The sequence below is a fragment of the Erwinia sp. STN24 genome, assembly GCF_041320675.1.
GTDB classification, from domain to species: domain Bacteria; phylum Pseudomonadota; class Gammaproteobacteria; order Enterobacterales; family Enterobacteriaceae; genus Erwinia; species Erwinia aeris.
Window position 1 is genome coordinate 1 of record NZ_JBGGPM010000003.1, and the last position, 19,003, is coordinate 19,003.

The 19,003-nt window shown below is 55.8% G+C and carries 21 protein-coding genes; 15 read left to right on the forward strand and 6 right to left on the reverse strand.

Annotated elements, in window-relative coordinates:
• Positions 1–127 precede the first annotated feature (127 nt).
• Positions 128–385: a DUF943 family protein gene (locus ACA373_RS12635; RefSeq protein WP_370734718.1), complete on the forward strand. Its 258-nt coding sequence runs from the start codon at positions 128–130 to the stop codon at positions 383–385.
• Positions 386–536: 151 nt separating this feature from the next.
• On the opposite strand, the gene ACA373_RS12640 is transcribed toward ACA373_RS12635, so the two are convergent.
• The 5 genes from ACA373_RS12640 to ACA373_RS12660 all read right to left on the reverse strand — a co-directional run bounded on the left by ACA373_RS12640 (position 537) and on the right by ACA373_RS12660 (position 4,262).
• A complete protein-coding gene (locus ACA373_RS12640) occupies positions 537–959 on the reverse strand; it encodes a hypothetical protein (protein ID WP_370734719.1) in 423 nt (140 codons plus the stop codon).
• 5 nt (positions 960–964) lie between these two features.
• Positions 965–1,666 (reverse strand): hypothetical protein, encoded by a 702-nt coding sequence (locus ACA373_RS12645; protein ID WP_370734591.1) that lies wholly within the window; start codon positions 1,664–1,666, stop codon positions 965–967.
• 247 nt (positions 1,667–1,913) lie between these two features.
• Positions 1,914–2,252 (reverse strand): endoribonuclease SymE, encoded by a 339-nt coding sequence (symE, locus tag ACA373_RS12650; RefSeq protein WP_370734592.1) that lies wholly within the window; start codon positions 2,250–2,252, stop codon positions 1,914–1,916.
• Positions 2,253–2,577: 325 nt separating this feature from the next.
• A complete protein-coding gene (locus tag ACA373_RS12655; protein WP_370734720.1) occupies positions 2,578–3,249 on the reverse strand; it encodes a class I SAM-dependent methyltransferase in 672 nt (223 codons plus the stop codon).
• Positions 3,249–4,262 (reverse strand): HNH endonuclease, encoded by a 1,014-nt coding sequence (locus ACA373_RS12660; RefSeq protein ID WP_370734593.1) that lies wholly within the window; start codon positions 4,260–4,262, stop codon positions 3,249–3,251. Before ACA373_RS12660 ends, ACA373_RS12655 begins: the two co-directional genes overlap by 1 nt.
• 388 nt (positions 4,263–4,650) lie before the next feature.
• Between ACA373_RS12660 and ACA373_RS12665 the strand changes: the two genes are divergently transcribed.
• The gene (locus ACA373_RS12665; RefSeq protein ID WP_370734594.1) at positions 4,651–5,127 is read left to right on the forward strand and encodes a hypothetical protein; all 477 of its coding nucleotides are present in this window, start codon (positions 4,651–4,653) and stop codon (positions 5,125–5,127) included.
• Positions 5,128–5,217: 90 nt separating this feature from the next.
• Positions 5,218–6,939: a DUF4153 domain-containing protein gene (locus ACA373_RS12670; protein WP_370734595.1), complete on the forward strand. Its 1,722-nt coding sequence runs from the start codon at positions 5,218–5,220 to the stop codon at positions 6,937–6,939.
• A 72-nt stretch (positions 6,940–7,011) separates the two neighbouring features.
• Here the strand turns inward: ACA373_RS12670 and rtcR are convergent, their stop codons facing one another.
• Positions 7,012–8,592, reverse strand: coding sequence for an RNA repair transcriptional activator RtcR (gene rtcR, locus ACA373_RS12675; RefSeq protein WP_370734596.1), 1,581 nt, complete (start codon positions 8,590–8,592; stop codon positions 7,012–7,014).
• A 182-nt stretch (positions 8,593–8,774) separates the two neighbouring features.
• Between rtcR and ACA373_RS12680 the strand changes: the two genes are divergently transcribed.
• The 12 genes from ACA373_RS12680 to pduB all read left to right on the forward strand — a co-directional run bounded on the left by ACA373_RS12680 (position 8,775) and on the right by pduB (position 18,997).
• Positions 8,775–10,001 (forward strand): RtcB family protein, encoded by a 1,227-nt coding sequence (locus tag ACA373_RS12680; protein WP_370734721.1) that lies wholly within the window; start codon positions 8,775–8,777, stop codon positions 9,999–10,001.
• Positions 10,002–10,005: 4 nt separating this feature from the next.
• On the forward strand, positions 10,006–10,800 hold the full coding sequence (locus ACA373_RS12685) for a nucleotidyltransferase domain-containing protein (protein ID WP_370734597.1): 795 nt from the start codon (positions 10,006–10,008) through the stop codon (positions 10,798–10,800).
• A 286-nt stretch (positions 10,801–11,086) separates the two neighbouring features.
• Positions 11,087–12,142: a DUF1176 domain-containing protein gene (locus tag ACA373_RS12690; protein ID WP_370734598.1), complete on the forward strand. Its 1,056-nt coding sequence runs from the start codon at positions 11,087–11,089 to the stop codon at positions 12,140–12,142.
• A gap of 11 nt (positions 12,143–12,153) precedes the next feature.
• The gene (locus ACA373_RS12695; protein WP_370734722.1) at positions 12,154–13,176 is read left to right on the forward strand and encodes a DUF1176 domain-containing protein; all 1,023 of its coding nucleotides are present in this window, start codon (positions 12,154–12,156) and stop codon (positions 13,174–13,176) included.
• Between the two features lie 211 nt (positions 13,177–13,387).
• Positions 13,388–14,473, forward strand: coding sequence for a 1-propanol dehydrogenase PduQ (locus ACA373_RS12700; protein ID WP_370734599.1), 1,086 nt, complete (start codon positions 13,388–13,390; stop codon positions 14,471–14,473).
• Between the two features lie 17 nt (positions 14,474–14,490).
• Positions 14,491–15,159, forward strand: a complete 669-nt coding sequence (pduL, locus tag ACA373_RS12705; protein ID WP_370734600.1) for a phosphate propanoyltransferase — start codon at positions 14,491–14,493, stop codon at positions 15,157–15,159.
• 2 nt (positions 15,160–15,161) lie between these two features.
• A complete protein-coding gene (locus ACA373_RS12710; RefSeq protein ID WP_370734601.1) occupies positions 15,162–15,830 on the forward strand; it encodes a hypothetical protein in 669 nt (222 codons plus the stop codon).
• Between the two features lie 2 nt (positions 15,831–15,832).
• Positions 15,833–16,099 (forward strand): EutN/CcmL family microcompartment protein, encoded by a 267-nt coding sequence (locus tag ACA373_RS12715; RefSeq protein WP_253458117.1) that lies wholly within the window; start codon positions 15,833–15,835, stop codon positions 16,097–16,099.
• A gap of 17 nt (positions 16,100–16,116) precedes the next feature.
• Complete coding sequence (locus tag ACA373_RS12720) at positions 16,117–16,608, forward strand: heme-binding protein (protein WP_370734602.1); 492 nt, start codon at positions 16,117–16,119, stop codon at positions 16,606–16,608.
• 20 nt (positions 16,609–16,628) lie between these two features.
• A complete protein-coding gene (gene tdcD, locus ACA373_RS12725; protein ID WP_370734603.1) occupies positions 16,629–17,828 on the forward strand; it encodes a propionate kinase in 1,200 nt (399 codons plus the stop codon).
• 114 nt (positions 17,829–17,942) lie between these two features.
• Positions 17,943–18,224 carry a propanediol utilization system shell hexameric protein GrpH gene (gene grpH, locus ACA373_RS12730; RefSeq protein ID WP_253458125.1) on the forward strand — a complete coding sequence of 94 codons (282 nt, stop codon included), beginning with the start codon at positions 17,943–17,945 and terminating at the stop codon, positions 18,222–18,224.
• A gap of 17 nt (positions 18,225–18,241) precedes the next feature.
• Complete coding sequence (gene pduB, locus ACA373_RS12735; protein WP_253458128.1) at positions 18,242–18,997, forward strand: propanediol utilization microcompartment protein PduB; 756 nt, start codon at positions 18,242–18,244, stop codon at positions 18,995–18,997.
• The last annotated feature ends 6 nt before the right edge of the window (positions 18,998–19,003 follow it).

Genomic DNA, 19,003 nt, shown 5'->3' on the forward strand with positions numbered 1-19,003 from the left:
AGCTTCGAGGCGAAACTCTGGGCTAAAATTGCGTCTGTTACGTCCGGTCATAATGTCACCTGTTTTGACTATGAGGCGATGATATCACCTCTATTCAGGTGGCCAAATTCACTATGCCACTACAAAGCTGCCTTTCACTGACTCAGAAAAGATTGAATGGTGGCTGCGCAATGAAGTTAAGGTTAGAGATAAATATCATATTCCTTCCGGTAATGTGGGGCCATTCCTGATAACCGTATATGCATTCGGAGATGGCTACAAAGAAGAGGGAAAAGAAGATCGGCTGTGTTTTCGTGATGTAAAACCTCCCCAAAACTGCATCGACAAAAAAGTGCTTATGATGATTTGGCGGACTCGTGAAGGTGGCGTCAAATATGAGTTTTAATCGAACCGGAAGGGTAGGAATATCCCACTACTACCTGTAGTACGGATGCAGGGAACCGGTGTTGCTATGGTAGTGTAAACCTCAAAAGCATGTGCTGGCCTACACAGTTCAGGGTAGCCAGCACACCAGCTAGTGTGATTTTCCCGGATATCTACTCCCCATAAGGACTACGATAGACCTGAACCACCACGCTATCTGGTGAGGTGTACGTAATCAGCGTGACGATATCTTTTGTGTCCGGCGAACGCCAGCATTCGGCTTCAACATCACAGGCAGACTGCTGCCTGTATCCGGCAGCCGTCAGATAAGCCTGAACCTGTCTTTGGTCGCTTGCGCCATTAAACCGTATGGTATAAACATGGGCTTCCGGGCCGCTGACGTTGCCGAACTCAAAGGAATACGCATCTGAAATCCGTGGCATATTTTTAAGGAGTTCGGGAGTGTAGTACTCGTATTCTTTTTCATCTTGCTCGGTGTAATAAGCGCTAGTGGCTAACTCCATTCGCAAATATGGCCATCCATAAGCGAACGCTGCAGCAATGACGATGGCAACAGCCAACGCTCCTTTCACCATCCTTTTCAAAGCCCCATTCTCCCGTTAGATCCTGTTGTCATAAAAGTCCGGTTACGAGGAGGTAGGATCACGTTGCCAGACAAGAAATCATTATAGGGCACGACCGATTTCATAAACGGCGGCAAAATACCATTACGTGGCCGGGCGTTGGGAAACCGTTCAGGGTCTGGAAATAAAAGAGGAGTAAAGTTTTTAACCTTGAAAGCCCCAATGTTTCCATAAAAATCCCAGCGTTTTAGGGCCTCCTCTTTACTTACCGGCCTCAACATTTGAAATGCATCAGGTACTGAAGTTGACCGGTAAAAACCTAACAGGTCGGATACCAAATCTTCACCGCTAAACCCGCTGTCGGTAATAATGTTATTAGGAAACGAATTCTGGAAACCCTCAAAATCCCGTGCCACTGACATCATCATTGCCAGCGCTATGCTGATTTGTTCCCAATGTGGGCGGCCACGTTTAATACGCCAGGTTGTAAACTTTCCTGTTCTGAATACGCTCCCGGGAGATGTCATGCCTTGAGAATAGGTAATATCATAATATTCTTTTTTCGAAAGCTCACCTCTGGATATGTTTCTCAATAAATATTTAATGTCAGTCCCTTGAGCATGGCCAAGGTCAATCCAACCAAGTACTTCGGTATAAACTATTCCATATCTTTCAGTTGAAGCACGCCTGCCATCTATAATTTCTGAACGTTTACTCATCCTTGACCTCTTATCCTTGAGTCAGATAACAAAAATAATATTGTTTTTGAGCAACTTCCTAAAATGAAAGTTTTTTAAGGGAGCCAGACCCTGAACCGACGATCTGATAAAATCCAAATAGTCGGGACGTGCGCCGATCTGGTGATGACTATTTTAATATTTGTACATCTTGTAAGCAACCAGCATCAACGTACTCAACATAAAGCCGCCTGATGCTGGGTATAATTCAGCACAAGAAATTCGCACCTTAACGGATTGGCTTACCCGAAATCACCTCAATAAATTCCTGCACCTGACGTTGTTTCCTCGCAGAAAACTTACACACCTTGCGCAGTGACTGCATCAGTTCCGGTTCCTGCGGTTCTGGCTCGCGAGCCGTCACTACCAGGCAGCCCGGCATTACCCGTACATCAACCGGCGTGCCGGTTGCGAACCCTGCCGCATCCAGCCATTTGCCCTTAAAGGCAAGTAAGGGGATACGCTCGTAATCCGGAAAGGTGCTCGCATAACTCACCGTATAGTGGCGCAGCGTGGTTTCCGTCACTTCTTTTGCAGCCGCAACTGCATTACAATCCTGTTCAGCCATAATAACTAGTCCTGTTAGTTGTTGTGGTCAGCAGGCTGAATGTGTTCCCGCACATTCAGTTTGCGCTAAATAACCCTGTTATTATATCTCTTCGCTGATTACTTTCCTGAGTTATTAGCGGTGAAAAGTTAAAAGTGGAACGAGCTTCTAATAATTAATGTAATTTGTAGAGCATTTTCATTATCGCTTATGGATTGTTATATTTTTTAAGCTGTTTACAGAGAGAGGTTATATTTCGCATACTTTCCGGCATCGGCAAGCACATCGCTGATAAAATATTCAGCCAGGTGCTGGACTGAAAAGCAGAATAAGCAGAATCAACTTACTAAGTTAATTTTTTTCTGATAATTGCATTGAGCCATACCTCATCGCCACGTCCGATACGTAAATCACCGGTCTGCCATATTTTTTTCGTTTCAAGAACGAAATCACTTCCCTTTTTGTTCTTAGAACCTGCCTGTCTTTTTATATCCGCCTTATTATTAGCCAAACTTACACTAATAGCTTCATTAACCTCATCTACCAATTTCTGTAACCCAGCCGCATCCAGATCGGTAAATCTGCGCCCATCCTTTTCCCGTTCGCCGCGGCCATATTTAAAAGAGAGATACCATACGCCGCCAGGCTTCAGCGCTATCGCCAGCTTCGTCATGACTTCAGGTAGTTCAGCTTCGGAAACATGCAGCAGCGACGCGCAACACCAGATACCATCATATTTTTCAACCGCAGCAACATCCTGAAAGCGCATCCGCTCCACAGGTTTGCCGGAGAGCTGACGAGCCAGCGCAACCAGCTCCGCCGATGCATCAAAGGCTTCGACCGTAAAACCCATTTCGCTAAAGGCTTTGGCATCACGGCCTGAACCGCAGCCGGCATCAAGGATGCGCGCACCTGACCGCAGGCAGGTAATAAAAGGTTGGTAAAGCGCAGACATATCCACACTTACCGTATCGGTAAAAAACTGTTGGGCGTTCTGCCGGTAATAGTGTTCGTTTATCAAAAGAGACTGCCTCCCTGTGCCGCTGGTTGCCACTCGTGGAGCAGGGCGTATTTTGCCGTACTCCAGTTTTTTTGCAGAAAGCTGTGCCGCAGCTGCGGCGTATTGCCGGTCTGGCGAATTAAAGTCTCTCGTAAAGGCAGATGGCTGTTAATAAAGTACTCGTTACGATCGTGCAGGCGCTGCAATAGCGTTATCGCAGGGATACGCGCAAACTTACCCTGAGCGCCACGATTACAGGTCTGGCAGGCCAGCACCAGATTCCAGACGCCGTTGAGGTTGCCGATTTGTTCGCTGAGCATCAGCGGCAGAAAGTGATCGACATCAGCCAGGTTCTCCTCGCCACCGGCCACGCCAATCGGCCGGAAGCAATAAAAGCACAGGCCTTTCTGGTAGCCATTCAGGCTGCTGCGGCAGCTGGTAATGGTGACGCGGCGACCGCTCTGGCGGCTGAAAAGCATCTTGTCATTATCGTCGTAATCCACTGCAATCAGGTTGCGTGAAACGTTCATGGCCCAGGCTTCTTCAACCAGCCGCCATCTTGCATCCGTTTCCTCTACCAGGCTGGCAAAGTGTTCGTTTTCCGTCAGCTGATAAAAATTATCCGTAAGCCGAATGCCTTTATGGCTTCGGCGTTCATCCAGGAAAAAGCGTTTGTCGATCTCGGCGTAATTCACATTATGAAAAGCATCAATTACGTTAGCGAAGCCGCGCTTGACGGTAATGGCAATCAACAGTTCTTCGTTGATCTCGCCTGCGTTAAACTGCCTGCACGCCTCCAAAAATTCGCTACTTTTGCTGGTGATCTGCTTTGGCGCATGGCGCAGGTGGGCGCATAAATGCCGCACAAAGGGCACGGCGAGTGCTTCCAGCGTAATCAGATCGTTGTCCTGCTGCTTCAGGTCGTACAACGCATGGGCGAGCGCGAATTTATAGGAGGCGACGTTTTTGCCAAAAAGAATAACGCCGCGCCAGTAGTTTTCAAGGCGGGGATCGGCCTGGTAAAAGCGCATACAGGATCCTGTTTTGCGAGACAGCTCGAAAAATTCACGTAACAGGATCACATAACAAAAGCCGATGAATGTAAACCGTAAAGTCCGATGGCCGGCTCGATCCTTCTTAAGGCGAAATGCTTATCGTCAGCAGAGGTCACGATAACAAAATATTTACGCCGGATAATGGCCGCCAGGTGTTGGGCGACGCTGAAGAGATAACCAGCGTAAGAGGAAGGTAGGGACAGCGCAGGATAAAGCGTTACTCGCTTATCTGTTTGGCCGTTAGCGATTTCATTTATGCGAGTTGCTTATAGTAAGAAGTAATGCCAAACATTATAAAATTCACGCTGGTGTCAATTCTTCGCAGCCATTATCATTAACCAGCTATCACACGGATCCGTGAACTATGGAAATTCAGAACGGTTTAGAGGATTATTGGCGTATGGAGAATAAAACGGCTATACGAGAAAAAATACTGAGTAATAATTTTACCCGTAAGGATTACTTTGTCTTTAAGAGCAATGTGCAGCTCATAAAAAAGATTTATCATCCGGATTTAACAGCAGGCATAAATTTGCCGGAAGCCATTACGCAGATGGCGGAAGACAGCACCAAACTCAGGAATATCGCTGTCGTATATGTTGTGCTGTTTCTTATCCTGTTATTCAGACATGATAAAGCCCAGGCCTTAATCAATATCATTGTTATCACCATAGTGCTGTTAATTATGCTATGGGCGAATGCTTGTCAGCGTAATTTACCCGTCAGTACCGAACTGCGTCTGATCAAGCTGGCTATTCGTATGCGAAAAATCCTCAAGGCACGTGCCCGTGAGGAAAAAGCCAGCATCAAAGCGGAAAGAAAACGACAGCGTGCAGGATAACCGCCGCCAGGCACAGGGATTTTCACAAAAAAAGGTCTTATCATGACCCGTTTTTCTCCTTCTCACCTAATCCAACAGCAAGGAATAGCTATGTTGCAAAAGGAAGTTTTCCCTCACCGTACTAAATGGGCCATTATCGTTATCGGGATGATAGCCGGGTTGCTCTGGGCTTTGCCGGATGGTTTTAACCTGCACGAACGTTATTCTCTGTATCTGCCGCCGCTCTCGTTAGCGATGGCCAGCATTCTGGCCTTCACGCTTTATCGTCTCCGCGCCGTCAGGCCCTGGCTCTGCGCCTTGCTGATATTGCCGGTTATTGCCTTAATGACGGGGTGGTATCGCTGGAATTTTCCCACGCTGCCGCTGGGCGAATTTCACTTTAAAAATATCTGCGCCGTAATAGTTATGCTCAGCCTGGTTATGCCCATGCTGGTCGCCTTCTGCACTAAATCGCAGCAGGAAGAGGATGGGTCACAGTGGAGCAGAGCAGTCGCCGAAACGCTGTGGCGCAACACTTTTACCCTGGCGGTCACTGGCTTAATGACCGGGCTGTTCTGGCTGGTATTGATGCTGTGGAGCAATCTCTTCAGCATCATCGGCATCACGCTCTTTGAGCAGCTTTTCTTTGATAACCGTTTTTTCCCGCCGATAGCGACCGGCGCGGTCATCGCTGCGGGCATTGTGTTTTGTCGACGCCTGCCGGGCGCTGCCGGTCTGTACAGGCATTTGGTTACGCGGGCTGTAAGCGTGCTGCTGCCTTTGCACGCGGTCGCCTTACTGCTGTTTCTGGCCTGTTTGCCGTTTACCGGGCTGGCTATCATTCCCAAAGCTTTTTCAGCCACCACGCTGTTATTGACCATGACGCTGCTGATGCTGGCGTTCAGCGCCATCGCTGGCGAAAGCGCGCCTGACCTGTCGCGCTGGCAGCGTGTTATTGCGCGCGTGGTGCTGGTTGCGCAGGCTCTGACTCCGCTATTGGCCGGGCTGGCTGTCTGGGCACTGTGGCTGCGCGTCGCGGAGTATGGCTGGACGGTGGAGCGGATCTACGCCGCTATGATTGCACTGCTGGCGGTGGCTGGCTCGCTGCTGCTGTCAGGGTTCCAGCGCCGCGCCTGGTCACAGGGCGCGGGCAGCATGAACATTTTTATCGCGCTGATGCTGTCTCTGACGGCCTGCGGCTGGTTTTTACTGCATACGCCGGTAGCCGATCCGTGGCGCATTGTCGTGAAAAATCAGCTGGCGCGTTTTGCGCAGGGCAAAGCAAAAGTGGATGACATGGATCTCTATTTATTCAGTGATGCGGGACGCCGGGGGAAACAGGCGTTACAGAAGATAAGCCGTTATCCGCAGTGGCTCGACGAGACTGCCCGGCAAAAAGCCGTGCTGGTGCGGCTGCTGGCAGAACGCGACACTAATAATGCTAACCCAACCGTTAGCGACCTTCAGCGCAGCATCCCGCTGCGAGCAGGCAGCGAAGCGCCGCCGGAAAGCTGGTGGCAGATGCAGACGCAATATATTGAGCAGGAGGCGGGCATCTGCCTGGTGGATACCGGTTCCTGCCTGGTGTGGATGCAGGATGTGAATAACGACGGCACGCCGGAAGTGCTGCTCTATAACCGCAATCAGCAGAGCATTACTCTCTATGCCCACCAGGCCACAGGCTGGGATCAGATTGGCAGCGTGACGCTATCGGCAAGGCTGGAGCAGGCCCTGCGGGATAAAATACCTGAAACTGTAGTTAAGCAGTGGCGCGACCTGGAAGTGAACGGCCAGCGGCTTCCGGTGCAATACTACGGCTTCGAAGGACAATAGCGCATTACCCGCTTTTGCAGCCGCGCAGCATCGGGGCCGGCTGCAAAAGCGTTACGGCTGTCGTCGGCTGCGTTACCCTTTAACCTCCTCCCAGTTCAGCCCAAACCGCGCCAGATACTTACGCAGGCGATCGGCGTCGTTAGGCTGTTTCTTTCCCTGGCGGGAGATGGCAAACAGGCGTCGGCCCGCTTCGGAAAGCGAATCCGTCGCGCGGCAGACGCTCAGCACCGTCTGTAGCTGGCACTCGTCAAAGAGATCGTACTGCGCCCCGGAGCGCTCAGGCAGGGCAGCTGTTGATGCCGTAGTACGCCAGCTGGCGCGCAGTCGGGCGATCTCTTCTTCCGCCAGCTCCAGCGAAATCCTTCCCTGTTCCGCCAGCGTTGCCATCCGGGTGACGGCAGCGCCCAGCTCGCGGAAATTGCCTCGCCAGCTGGCTTCTGTCGAGCAGGCGAAGCGCAGAAAATGGCTTCTCGCTTCTTTATCAAAGCGCACCTGGGTCTGCTGTTCCCGGGCGTAACGTTCCAGCTCAAAATCCAGGTTGGGTTCGATATCCTCGCGGCGTTCGGCCAGGCCCGGCAGCTGAAACGTCCACATATTGATGCGGGCAAACAGATCTTCGCGAAAGCGGCCTTCGGCAACCCACTGCGGCATATCCCGGTGCGTGCCGGCAATCAGCTGGAAATCGCTGCTGACCTCTTTATCAGAGCCGTACGGGAAGAAGCGTTTCTCCTCGATGGCGCGCAGCAGCATCGCTTGCTCATCCAGCCCCAGCTCGGCTATCTCGTCCAGAAACAGCATGCCGCCGTCGGCTTCCCGCAGCAGCCCGCCGCGCGCCTGCTGTGCGCCGGTAAAAGCGCCCTTAACGTGGCCGAACAGCGTGGACATCGCGTTGTCGCCGCGCAGCGTGGCGCAGTTAACCGCCACGAATTTACCGGCCAGCCGGTGGCGGGCATGGCGCAGCTGATAGATGCGCTCCGCAAGAAAAGATTTGCCCGCGCCGGTGGGGCCGGTCAGCAGCATCGGGGCGTCCGAGCGCAGCGCCACGCGTTCAATCTGCTCGATCAGGCTGTTAAAGGTGGTATTGCGCGTCTCGATGCCGGATTTTAAAAACGAGGTCGAGTGCTGCTGCTCGCGCTGAAAGCGGCTGGTCAGCGTGGCGTATCGGTTCAGATCGAGATCGATAATGGAATAGTGGCCGAGCGCGGTTGGCGTCTCCGAGCCCTTGCTGGCCGGCGAGGTCTGCAAAATGCGCGCGGGCAGATAGCGGGCTTCGGTCAGCAAAAACCAGCAGATTTGCGCCACGTGCGTGCCGGTAGTGATATGCACCAGATACTCTTCGGCGTCGGTATTAAAAGGATAGCGGCTGACAAAATCCAGCAAACTGCCGTAGACCTCTTCAAAGTCCCAGGGATCTTCCAGCTTCACGCTGTGCAGCACCACCTGGGTGGCGGGCGAGGCCTGAATGATATCTTCCGCCACCTGCTGCGCCATACTGAGATCACGCGGCTGATGCAGCAGCTCCAGCCTGTCGATCTGTAAGCCTTCCTGCTGGCAGAGCGCGACGGTTGGCCGCCACTTGCTCCAGCGGTTTGCCCGCTTGCCGCGTTTATCCAGCACCGTGCCCAGCACGCCGATGACTACGTTAGCTTTCATGCTTATCTCACAGGATAAATAACTTATCCGCTACGATAAATTGCTCTGTCGCTAATGGCAATGCGCAGGTGCGAGGTGATAATAAATTATATTAATAATCAAAAAGATAAATTTTATTATGCAGCGTGGCGGTCTTCTGGCACGGCATTCGCAATAGTCAGGTCACAGCAATGAGGAAAACGATTATGAAAAACAGCTATCAGACTCTGCAGCAGGCGAAAGGCGTGCCGATAAAAATGTGGACCAACGGGGTGCCGGTTGAGCCGGAAGCGCGCGAGCAGCTGCTGAACACGGCGAAAATGCCGTTTATCTTTCGCCATCTGGCGGTGATGCCGGACGTGCATCTGGGCAAAGGCTCTACCATCGGCAGCGTGATCCCGACCAAAGGCGCGATTATTCCGGCGGCGGTCGGCGTGGATATCGGCTGCGGCATGATTGCGGTGCGCACCTCGCTGATGGCCCGCGATCTGCCGGACAATCTGTCGGGCGTGCGCAGCGCCATCGAACAGGCGGTGCCGCACGGCCGCACCAATACCCGTTCCGGTCGCGATAAGGGCGCCTGGCAGACGCCGCCGCAGGAGGTGGATCGCCACTGGGCCAAACTGGCGCCGCGCTTTAAGACGCTGACGCAAAAGCATCCGTCGCTGTTCAAAACCAACAACTATCAGCATCTGGGAACGTTGGGGACCGGCAACCACTTTATTGAAGTCTGCCTGGACGAAAGCCAACAGGTCTGGGTCATGCTGCACAGCGGGTCGCGTGGCGTAGGGAACGCCATCGGCAACCTGTTTATCGCGCTGGCGCAAAAGGATATGCAGCGGCATATCGCCAATTTGCCGGATCGCAACCTCGCTTATTTTGAAGAGGGCAGCAGGCATTTTAACGACTACGTGGAAGCGGTGAGCTGGGCGCAGGATTACGCTCGTCACAATCGCGAAGCCATGATGGAGCGGGTGCTGGCGGCGATGTCGCGCGTTATCAGCAAGCCTTTTACCACGCATCTGGAAGCGGTGAACTGCCACCACAACTACGTGGAGCGGGAAACGCACTTTGGCGAGTCGGTGCTGGTGACGCGCAAAGGCGCGGTCTCGGCGCAAAAAGGGCAGATGGGCATTATTCCCGGTTCGATGGGCGCGAAGAGCTTTATCGTGCGCGGCCTGGGTAACGAAGAGAGCTTCTGCTCCTGTAGCCACGGCGCGGGGCGCACCATGAGCCGCACGGCGGCGAAAGCCCGCTTTACCGTGGAGGATCAGCGACGCGCGACGGCGCACGTGGAGTGCCGAAAAGATAAAGAGGTCATCGACGAAATCCCGATGGCTTATAAAGATATTGATGCCGTCATGGCCGCCCAGTCTTCGCTGGTGGAAGTGGTGCATACGCTGTCGCAGGTTGTTTGCGTAAAAGGATAAAAAAATGAGAACAGGATTGCATGGTGTGGATAGCGCAATGCGCGAGCGCGTACGGGGCGTGCTGCGCCAGATAGAAGAAGAGCACTCGGTAAAAGTGCTGTATGCCTGCGAGTCGGGCAGCCGCGGCTGGGGTTTTGCCTCGCCGGACAGCGATTACGACGTGCGCTTTCTCTATGTACATCAACCTGAGTGGTATCTGCGTGTCGATCCGCCGCGCGACGTTATCGAGCTGCCGATCGACGATACGCTGGACGTCTGCGGCTGGGAGTGGCGAAAAGCGTTGGGCCTGTTGAAGCGAGCCAATCCAACGCTGATTGAATGGCTGGATTCGCCGGTGATCTATCAGCAGGAAGCGGCCATCGTCGCCGATTTACGGGAAAGGATACCGGACTGGTTTTCGCCGTTACGGGCGCGCTGGCACTATCTCTCCATGGCAAGAAAGAACTTTCGTGGTTATCTGCAGGGCGACAGCGTGCGGCTGAAAAAGTACTTCTACGTATTGCGTCCGCTGCTGGCGGTGCAGTGGATAGAGGCCGGAAAAGGCGTGCCGCCGATGCGTTTTGAAGAGCTGCTGGCAGGGACGGTGACGGATCCCTTGCTGCTGGCCGAAATCGAACAGCTGCTGGCGCGCAAGCAGCGCGCAGGCGAAGCGGAATACGGCGAGCGTCTGGAGCGCATCCATGCATTTATCCGCCAGCAGCTGGACGAGAACCGTGTCAGCGAAGATCTGCCGGATAGCGAGCGGCGGGACTGCCGCGATCTGGATGCGTTGCTGATGAAAACCGTGCTGAGTGTATAGCTTATTACTGGTCTGGCATTGTGCATAAGTAGCTCAGGGTGACAGCATTATTCAACAGAACTTTCAGACACATCGTCTGTTCGATACCAGGATTGGGGGGCCGGCGGCGGTTTAACAGCGCATCTATGCTTTATTTTAATGTTCCAGGTGAGGGGAATTAGTCGCGGACAGTGATTGCTATTAAAAGCCCGGGATATGCCGGGTTATAATTTTGTCTGGCCTGGATTAAGCCGCTGTATGCGTATCGACTGTTGCAATACGCTAAATTGGATTATGGAGCGACAGCTTGAATCATCTTTATAAATTGGTTTTTACCGCACTGACTATCTTTGCCGCCCCGGTTATCGCCCAGGAAAGCGGCGTATCCTTTTATCATAAGGCGTGGTCAGTGGCCTGCGATAACACTTTAACCTGCCGTATCGGCGGCCATAGCGTACAGGAGAATGTGGGCGGCGTGCTGCTGACGCGGGCACCTGGCGAGCATACGGCTACCGCTGGCGAAATTATCCTGCCGGAAGACAGGGAAAACGAGGCGCCGGTAAAAAAACTGACGCTGTGGCTGAACGGCCAGCCTGCGGGCGAAGCGACGCAGAAGGCTAACCGCTGGTGGTTGTCAGAAGCGCAAACGCTGGCGCTGATCGATGCCGTTAAAGGCAGCGGCACGGTCGGGTTCAAAAGCGATCGCGAAAGCTTTCAGCTTTCCGGCGAGGGCGCCTATGCGGCGCTGCTGAAAGTGGATGACGTGCAGGGCCGTATCGGTACGCAAGGTGCCTGGGTTAAAAAAGGCGACAGGCCCGAAAGCGGCGTCGCTAAGGCCGTGGCTATGCCGGTGATCCAGGCGGTAAAAGTCAGCCCCGCTCAACCCTCTGTATTAACCAAAAAAGAGGCTGAAGCGCTCAGGCCGCAGCTGCTTGCCGTCTTAACCAGCGAGCAGCAGTGCGATTATCTGACCTCGGTTGGGGAAAAGGACGTCAACGGCAATATTATCAGCGGCGATATTACTGCCACGCCGCTGGATGATACGCACACGCTACTTTCCACCCAGTGCTGGGGCGCGGCCTATAACCAGGGATACGGTTACTGGGTCACCGACAGCCAGCTAAAAGCGAAGCCTGTTGCCGTGACCACTGACGCGCAAACCTGGCACGATGGCGTGATTACCAATGTCTTTATGGGAAGCAGCGCCGGCAGCTGCGCGTCTAAGGAAGAATGGATCTGGGATGGCGCAGCGTTTCGTCAAAGCCTGGCAACCATCAACGATGGCTGCTGGTTTCCCCGCACCCTGGGCAACAGAGAGATACCTGGGCTGCTATCAGAAATAAAACGTGAGGGAATAAAGTGAATCGTAAACTGATGTTTTTTGCGCTGGCGACGCTCTCCCTGTCGGCACTGGCCAGTCATAGCGGCGTAACCTTTGAACACAAAGACTGGGAAGTAGCCTGCGACAATACGCTGACCTGCCGCGTTGCGGGCTATGCCAAAGAAGACGATCCGTCCGGCTCCGTCTTGCTTACCCGTACCGCCGGCCCCGGAACGGTGCCGACGGGCGAAGTGACGCTGGCCGACAGCGCAGAAGACAGCGCGCCGGTACAAAAGCTGACGCTGTGGATCGACGGGAAATCCGCGGGCGATCTCGTGGCGGCTGACGACAACTGGCGGCTGTCGGCTGGCCAGACGGCAGCGTTACTCAACGCCGTCAAAGGCAGCGGTAAAGTGGAATTTAAAGGCGGCGCGACGCCTTTTCTGCTTTCCGGCGAGGGCGCTTATGCCGTGCTGCTGAAAGCTGACGACGTGCAGGGCCGCATCGGCACGCCTGGCGCGCTCACCAAAAAGGGCGATAAGCCGGAAAGCAGCGTAGCTCAGGCGGTACCCGTGCCGGTTATTCACGCAGCAAAAACCCGCAGCGGCGAACCTCGTTCGCTGACCGCGTCAGAAGTCGCCGCGCTGAAAACCCGACTGCTTGCAACGGTCAATCAAAATGACGATGACATGTGCGACAGCCTGGTTTCACCGGCAGAAAATGCTATTCCGGAAAACGACGGGCTGACCCTTACGCCACTGGATGACGGCCACGCTTTGCTTTCGGCGCTCTGCTGGCGCGCGGCTTATAACGAAGGGTATGGCTACTGGGTTATCGATAACCAACTAAAAGGTAAGCCGGTGCTGGTGACCATTTCCGGCTCGGATTATGAAAAAGGCGTGATTACCTATGTGCAGAAAGGCCGGGGTATCGCAGACTGCATGAGCCTGAAAAGCTGGGTGTGGGATGGCCAGGCTTTCCGCAAAAGCCGCGACGCCATGACCGGCATGTGTCGTTATATCCATGCGGGCGGCACCTGGGATCTGCCCACGCTGGTAACGGACGTGAAGCCCTGAAAGCGAACTCACTAAAAAACTGTCAATATCGTGCATACCCGGCCTGAAGCCGGGTTTTCTTTGCAGGCGGAAAGGTAAAGATTATTTTTAATTCCTTCCGCTTCTCCGCAAAAATTTCCCGTATCCGGACAAACTAATCCAGAGCCGCTCAGCCGCCGTCGTTGCTAATCTGTCGCCCTTAAATGGCGGACGTTTTGTTAAGGATAAGGGCGTGGCGAAGATTTTCTCTGTCCCGAATATTTACCATGGTGAAAATGCGCTGGCAGCGCTGAGTCAGCTTGGGCTGAAAAAAGTCGCCATCGTCACCGACGAATTTATGCTCTCATCCGGCAAAGTAAATCAGCTGATCGCCTTGATGCCCCAGGCTTCGATCATCATCTATAGCGAGGTCAAAGCCGATCCCACTACCGCGCTGCTACAGGCAGGCGCGGAAAAATGTAAAGTCTTCAGGCCGGATACGATTATCGCGCTTGGCGGCGGTTCCGCGTTGGATGCGGCCAAAGGCATTAAGGCCACCCTTGAAGAGTACGATCCTCTTTATCACATCAGGCTGATTGCCGTTCCCACGACCAGCGGCTCCGGGTCAGAGGCGACAACCTACGCCGTTTTTTCCGACCCATACAGTGGCAGCAAATATCCGCTGGTGTCTGCTGCGCTGCTGCCGGATATCACCCTTCTCGACGCCCGGCTGGTGGCCAGCGTCCCCGCGAGCGTCACGGCGGATACCGGTATGGACGTGCTGACCCACGCGGTTGAAGCGCTGGTCTCCACAGAAGCAAACGACTTCAGCGATGCGCTGGCGGAAAAAGCCATTGCGCTGACCGCCCGCTATTTACCCCAGGCTTACCGTGAACCGCACGACCTCAGCGCGCGGGCGCATATGCATCACGCTTCCTGCATGGCGGGCATGGCGTTCAACTCGGCGGGGCTGGGGCTGGTTCACGGCATGGCCCATGCAGTCGGCGGCAGGCTGCATCTTGCGCATGGCAGGATCAACGCCATGCTGCTGCCGTTAGTGGTTGAATTTAATAGCGAAATACAAGGGGCGCAGGCTCGCTACCAGCAGTGCGCGCGGTTGATGGCTGCCGACAGTCTGGCGCAGGCCGTGCGTGCGCTTAACCAGCAGTTTGCCATTCCGGCAACGCTAAAAGAGATGGGCGCGGATCTGGCCCGGTTTGCCACCTTGCGCGGCGAACTGATCCAGGCGGCGCTGGCCGATGGCTGTACTGCAACCAATCCACGCCGTGCCAGCGAGCAGGATATCGATCGCCTGCTGTCGCGCCTGGCGGGCGAATAAACAGCAAGGAAGAGAGGATGAAGACGGATACGCAACGGCAGGCCAGAAGCATCACGCAGCAGATTTTACAGGAGCTGGCGGCAGGACGAAAAAGCCAGCCGCTGACTATTGCCGTCGGCGTCTCCAACCGGCACGTGCACCTGAGCCGTAAAGAGATGGACATGCTGTTCGGCTACGGTTCGTCGCTGACCCGGATGAAAGCGTTAAAGCAGCCCGGTCAGTTCGCCGCACAGGAAACCGTCACGCTGCGCGGGCCGAAAGGCGAGCTACAGCGCGTGCGGGTGCTGGGGCCGCTGCGTAATGTCACGCAGGTTGAGATTTCAGTGGCGGACGGCTTTGTCCTTGGCATCGGCGCGCCGGTAAGAATGTCCGGCGAGCTGCAGGGATCCCCTGGCGTAACGCTGGTGGGGCCGCATGGCGAAGTGGCGATAGCGGAGGGCGTTATCGTTGCATGGCGGCATCTTCATATTTCACCTGAGGAAGCGGCGCGGCATGGGCTGACGGACGGCGCGGAAATAGCGGTGGAAACCCAGGGGCCGCGTGCGGGCGTATTGCGCCATGTGAAGGTGCGCGTCAGTGCAGAAGCGCTGGCGGAGATCCACCTGGATCAGGAAGAGGCCAACGCGCTTGGGCTGGGTAATGGCGATCGGGTGCAGATCAAAAGCAACGGGCCGAAGGTGGCGTGATCGTGCAGCCGGATCTTTCCAACCGGCTCGATAGCATTATCGATCGTCTGCTGGTGCAGCAAAGGCAGGGCATGGTCAGAGTGGTGATTACGGGAACGGATCCGCGCGTCCTGCCGGAAACGCTGGCTGCGCTGGAGGCGCTGAGCCAGGCCGGATACGGCCTGCGGGTCACGCTTTCCCACAGCGCCAGCCTGTCTGCCGTTTACGGGGCATTTCAATGCTGGCGGGAAGGGTTCGCGCCTGAACTGCTTTACGACACGCGAATGCCGCAGGCGGAAGAAGAGTACAGCGAGCTGTTTCTCCCGGCGATCTCAGGCAACAGCCTGGCGAAAATCGCGTTATGCCTTAGCGACAACGTTGCCAGCGCCTGGGCTTTTCATGCGCTGTGCCACGGCCGGAAAATCATTGTCACGCTGGGCGACGAGTTTACCCACGCGGCGTTGCCGGAGGCGATGCGGGAGCAGCTGCATCGCTATATCGCCACGCTGAAAAGCTGGGGGATCGTTTTTCCCGGTGTAACAACACAGAGCAAGGGTAAGCAACTTATTTCACTGGCGGATATCCGTCAGCAGCCCGCAGGCACGGCGCTGCGGCCAGGCCGAAACGTACTGATCACGCCAGCCGCTCAGGACGAGATACGGCGGCGGCACATCATTTTATACAAGGACTGACTATGTATCTGGCTAAAGTCACGGGCGCGCTGGTATCGACCAGTAAGCATCCCTCGCTGAACGGCGCCAAGCTGCTGATCGTGGCCCGCCTGAACGAGCATCATCAGCCGACGGGCAGCGCCCAGGTTGCGGTTGACTGTGTGGGGGCCGGAAATGGGGAAACGGTTATCGTCAGCTCGGGAAGCTCGGCACGCATGGGTAACGGCGAGCATTCGGTGATCGATGCGGCAGTGGTTGGCATTGTCGATGCGCTGGATCTCAATGGATAGCAAAAGGAAGCGCACTTATGTCGGTAAGGGAGAGTCTGGACAGCCTGATCCAGCAGGCCATTAATTCGCATCCGTCGCGGCATCACTCGCTGAGCTTCTCTGCGGCAGCGGCGCTGGCGGCGATTGCCTGTGAGGTCGCGCAGGAATATGAAGTGCCAATCGTATTCAGCCTGGTAGATACGGCCGGACAGCAGCGCTGGTTTTTCAGCATGGATGATGCGCTGCTGGTCAGCCACCGCCTGGCGACGGAAAAGGCCTGGACCGCCGCGGCGCTGAGGATGGCGACGCATGAGCTGGCGCAGCAGGTACGGCCGGGCGCGAGCCTGGAGGGCTTACCGCAGCAGGGGATCTGCTGTCTTGGCGGCGGTTTACCCTGCTGGTCGCAGACGCGGCTGCTGGGTGGAATAGGCATCAGCGGCGGCAGCGTCACGCAGGATATCGCCATCGCCCGCGAGTCGCTTGCCCGCTTCAGTCAGGCGCACTTTTTACTTACGCCTTCCCGACCCTAAAACGGATTTCAGAGGTCATTATGTCTACAACAACGGTTTTGGTTATCAACTGCGGCTCTTCTTCGCTGAAATTTTCTGTGCTGCCGCTGGAGGGCGAAACGCCGCTGCTTTCCGGGCTGGCGGAAAGGCTGGGGTTGGATAACGCCGCTATCACCTTTAAGGATGAGGCGGGAAAAACCACCAGGCTTCTGGCGCAGCCAACGCACCATTGCGCGCTGCAAACGCTGTTTGTCGTGCTGGCAGAGAAAACGCTGCTCTCCTCGCTGTGCGCCATCGGGCATCGCGTTGCGCACGGCGGCAGCGAGTTTCAACGCTCGGTGCTGCTCACGCCCGCGGTGATCGACCAGATCCGCCAGCTGGCGGATCTGGCGCCCCTGCATAATCCCGCCAACCTTATCGGCATCGACACCGCGCTGGCTTTGCTGCCCGCGCTGCCGCAGGTGGCGGTGTTTGACACGGCTTTTCACCAGACGCTGCCGCCGGAAGCCTTTACCTATGCCATGCCGCTGGAATACCGCGAGCGCTACAAGATCCGACGCTACGGTTTTCACGGCACGTCGCACCGCTTTGTCGCCGCCGAAGCGGTCAGGCTGCTGGATCTCGATCCGCAGGATCACGGCCTGGTGATTGCCCATCTGGGCAACGGATCTTCGCTCTGCGCGGTACGCAATGGGCAAAGCGTGGATACCACAATGGGCATGACGCCGCTGGAAGGGCTGGTGATGGGCACGCGCTGCGGCGACGTCGATTTTGGCGCGATGGCTTACCTGGCGACATGCAGCGGGCAGCCCATCGAGGCGCTGGGCGAGATGGCTAATAACCGTTCAGGCCTGCTGGGGCTTTCCGGGCTGTCCAGCGACTGTCGCACCTTGCAGGAAGCACGCGCCAAAGGCGATGCGCGGGCGACGCTGGCGATTGACGTTATGGTGCACCGGCTGGCGCGGCATCTGGGCGGCCAGTTTGCCGCGCTGCACCGGCTGGACGCTCTGATCTTTACCGGCGGCATTGGCGAAAACTCGGCGCTGGTGCGCGAGCTGACTCTGGCCAGGCTGGAGATCTTCGGCTTCCGCCTGGATCGTAACAGGAATCAGGCGATAGCGGGCGGCGCCGCGGGCACGATTTCCGCCGACGATTCGCCGACCGTGATGGTCATTCCCACCAATGAAGAAAAAATGATTGCGCAGGATGCGGCCAGGCTTGCCGCCGCGCCCGAACGATAACGCGCAAAATAATCTTACTGGCGGACAAAATATTTTTTCGCGTCCGCCTTAACATCGCAATCGGGCGTGGCCTCAGAGGCGCGTCTTTTTATCAGTCAAACAAACGAGGTCATTATGCAGCAGGAAGCGCTGGGCATGGTTGAAACAAAGGGGCTGGTTTCCGCCATTGAAGCGGCAGATACCATGGTGAAATCGGCCAATGTGACGCTGGTCGGCTACGAGAAAATCGGTTCCGGGCTGGTCACGGTGATGGTACGCGGCGACGTGGGCGCGGTAAAAGCGGCAACCGATGCCGGTTCCGTGGCGGCGGCCAAGGTCGGCGAGCTGGTCTCGGTTCACGTGATCCCCCGCCCGCATGTTGAAGTAGAAAAAATATTAAAAACGGCCACGGAGTAACGGCCTGAGGACAAGCCATGCAGGACAATCTTGTCGAACAGATTATTTCCAGGGCTATCGGCCAGCCAGAGAAGCGCAGCGGCTGCGGCCTGACCGAGTTTGTCGGTACCGCGCTCGGCCATACCATCGGCCTGGTGATCGCCAATGTCGATAGCCAGCTTCATGAGGTGATGGCTATCGACGGCCGGTTCCGCTCGCTGGGCATTATCGGCGCCAGAACCGGCGCGGGCCCGCATATTTTCGCTGCGGATGAAGCCGTTAAGGCCACCAACAGCGAGATCGTCGCCATTGAGCTGGCGCGTGATACGGAAGGCGGCGGCGGACACGGCTGCCTGATCCTGTTCGGCGCGGCAGACGTCTCGGATGTGCGTCGGGCGGTGGAGGTCACGCTGGGTGAAATCGAACGGACGATGGGCGACGTTTACGGCTCGCCGGCCGGGCATCTGGAATTTCAGTACACCGCCCGCGCCAGCCACGCGCTGAATAAAGCCTTCGGCGCGCCGGTTGGCAAAGCGTTCGGTATGACCTGCGCTTCGCCAGCGGCGATAGGCATCGTTATCGCCGACGTGGCGGCCAAGGCGGCGGTTATTGAACCTGTTGGCTACGCCAGCCCGGCCAAAGGCACCAGCTTCAGCAACGAGGCGATCTTTACTTTCGCTGGCGATTCCGGCGCGGTGCGCCAGGCGGTCACGGCCGCGCGCGAAGTGGGATTACAGCTGTTGGCCACGCTCGATCCGGCGCCCATCCACTCAACTACCACACCCTATATCTGATCGCGC

Coding starts and splice junctions, on each gene's coding strand:
- pduL (WP_370734600.1), top strand. CDS start 14,491: ATGAAGACGGATACGCAACGGCAGGCCAGAAGCATCACGCAGCAGATT.
- pduB (WP_253458128.1), top strand. CDS start 18,242: ATGCAGGACAATCTTGTCGAACAGATTATTTCCAGGGCTATCGGCCAG.
- ACA373_RS12645 (WP_370734591.1), bottom strand. CDS start 1,666: ATGAGTAAACGTTCAGAAATTATAGATGGCAGGCGTGCTTCAACTGAA.
- ACA373_RS12695 (WP_370734722.1), top strand. CDS start 12,154: ATGTTTTTTGCGCTGGCGACGCTCTCCCTGTCGGCACTGGCCAGTCAT.
- tdcD (WP_370734603.1), top strand. CDS start 16,629: ATGTCTACAACAACGGTTTTGGTTATCAACTGCGGCTCTTCTTCGCTG.
- ACA373_RS12715 (WP_253458117.1), top strand. CDS start 15,833: ATGTATCTGGCTAAAGTCACGGGCGCGCTGGTATCGACCAGTAAGCAT.
- ACA373_RS12665 (WP_370734594.1), top strand. CDS start 4,651: ATGGAAATTCAGAACGGTTTAGAGGATTATTGGCGTATGGAGAATAAA.
- symE (WP_370734592.1), bottom strand. CDS start 2,252: ATGGCTGAACAGGATTGTAATGCAGTTGCGGCTGCAAAAGAAGTGACG.
- ACA373_RS12670 (WP_370734595.1), top strand. CDS start 5,218: ATGTTGCAAAAGGAAGTTTTCCCTCACCGTACTAAATGGGCCATTATC.
- ACA373_RS12640 (WP_370734719.1), bottom strand. CDS start 959: ATGGTGAAAGGAGCGTTGGCTGTTGCCATCGTCATTGCTGCAGCGTTC.
- ACA373_RS12685 (WP_370734597.1), top strand. CDS start 10,006: ATGAGAACAGGATTGCATGGTGTGGATAGCGCAATGCGCGAGCGCGTA.
- grpH (WP_253458125.1), top strand. CDS start 17,943: ATGCAGCAGGAAGCGCTGGGCATGGTTGAAACAAAGGGGCTGGTTTCC.
- rtcR (WP_370734596.1), bottom strand. CDS start 8,592: ATGAAAGCTAACGTAGTCATCGGCGTGCTGGGCACGGTGCTGGATAAA.
- ACA373_RS12720 (WP_370734602.1), top strand. CDS start 16,117: ATGTCGGTAAGGGAGAGTCTGGACAGCCTGATCCAGCAGGCCATTAAT.
- ACA373_RS12660 (WP_370734593.1), bottom strand. CDS start 4,262: ATGCGCTTTTACCAGGCCGATCCCCGCCTTGAAAACTACTGGCGCGGC.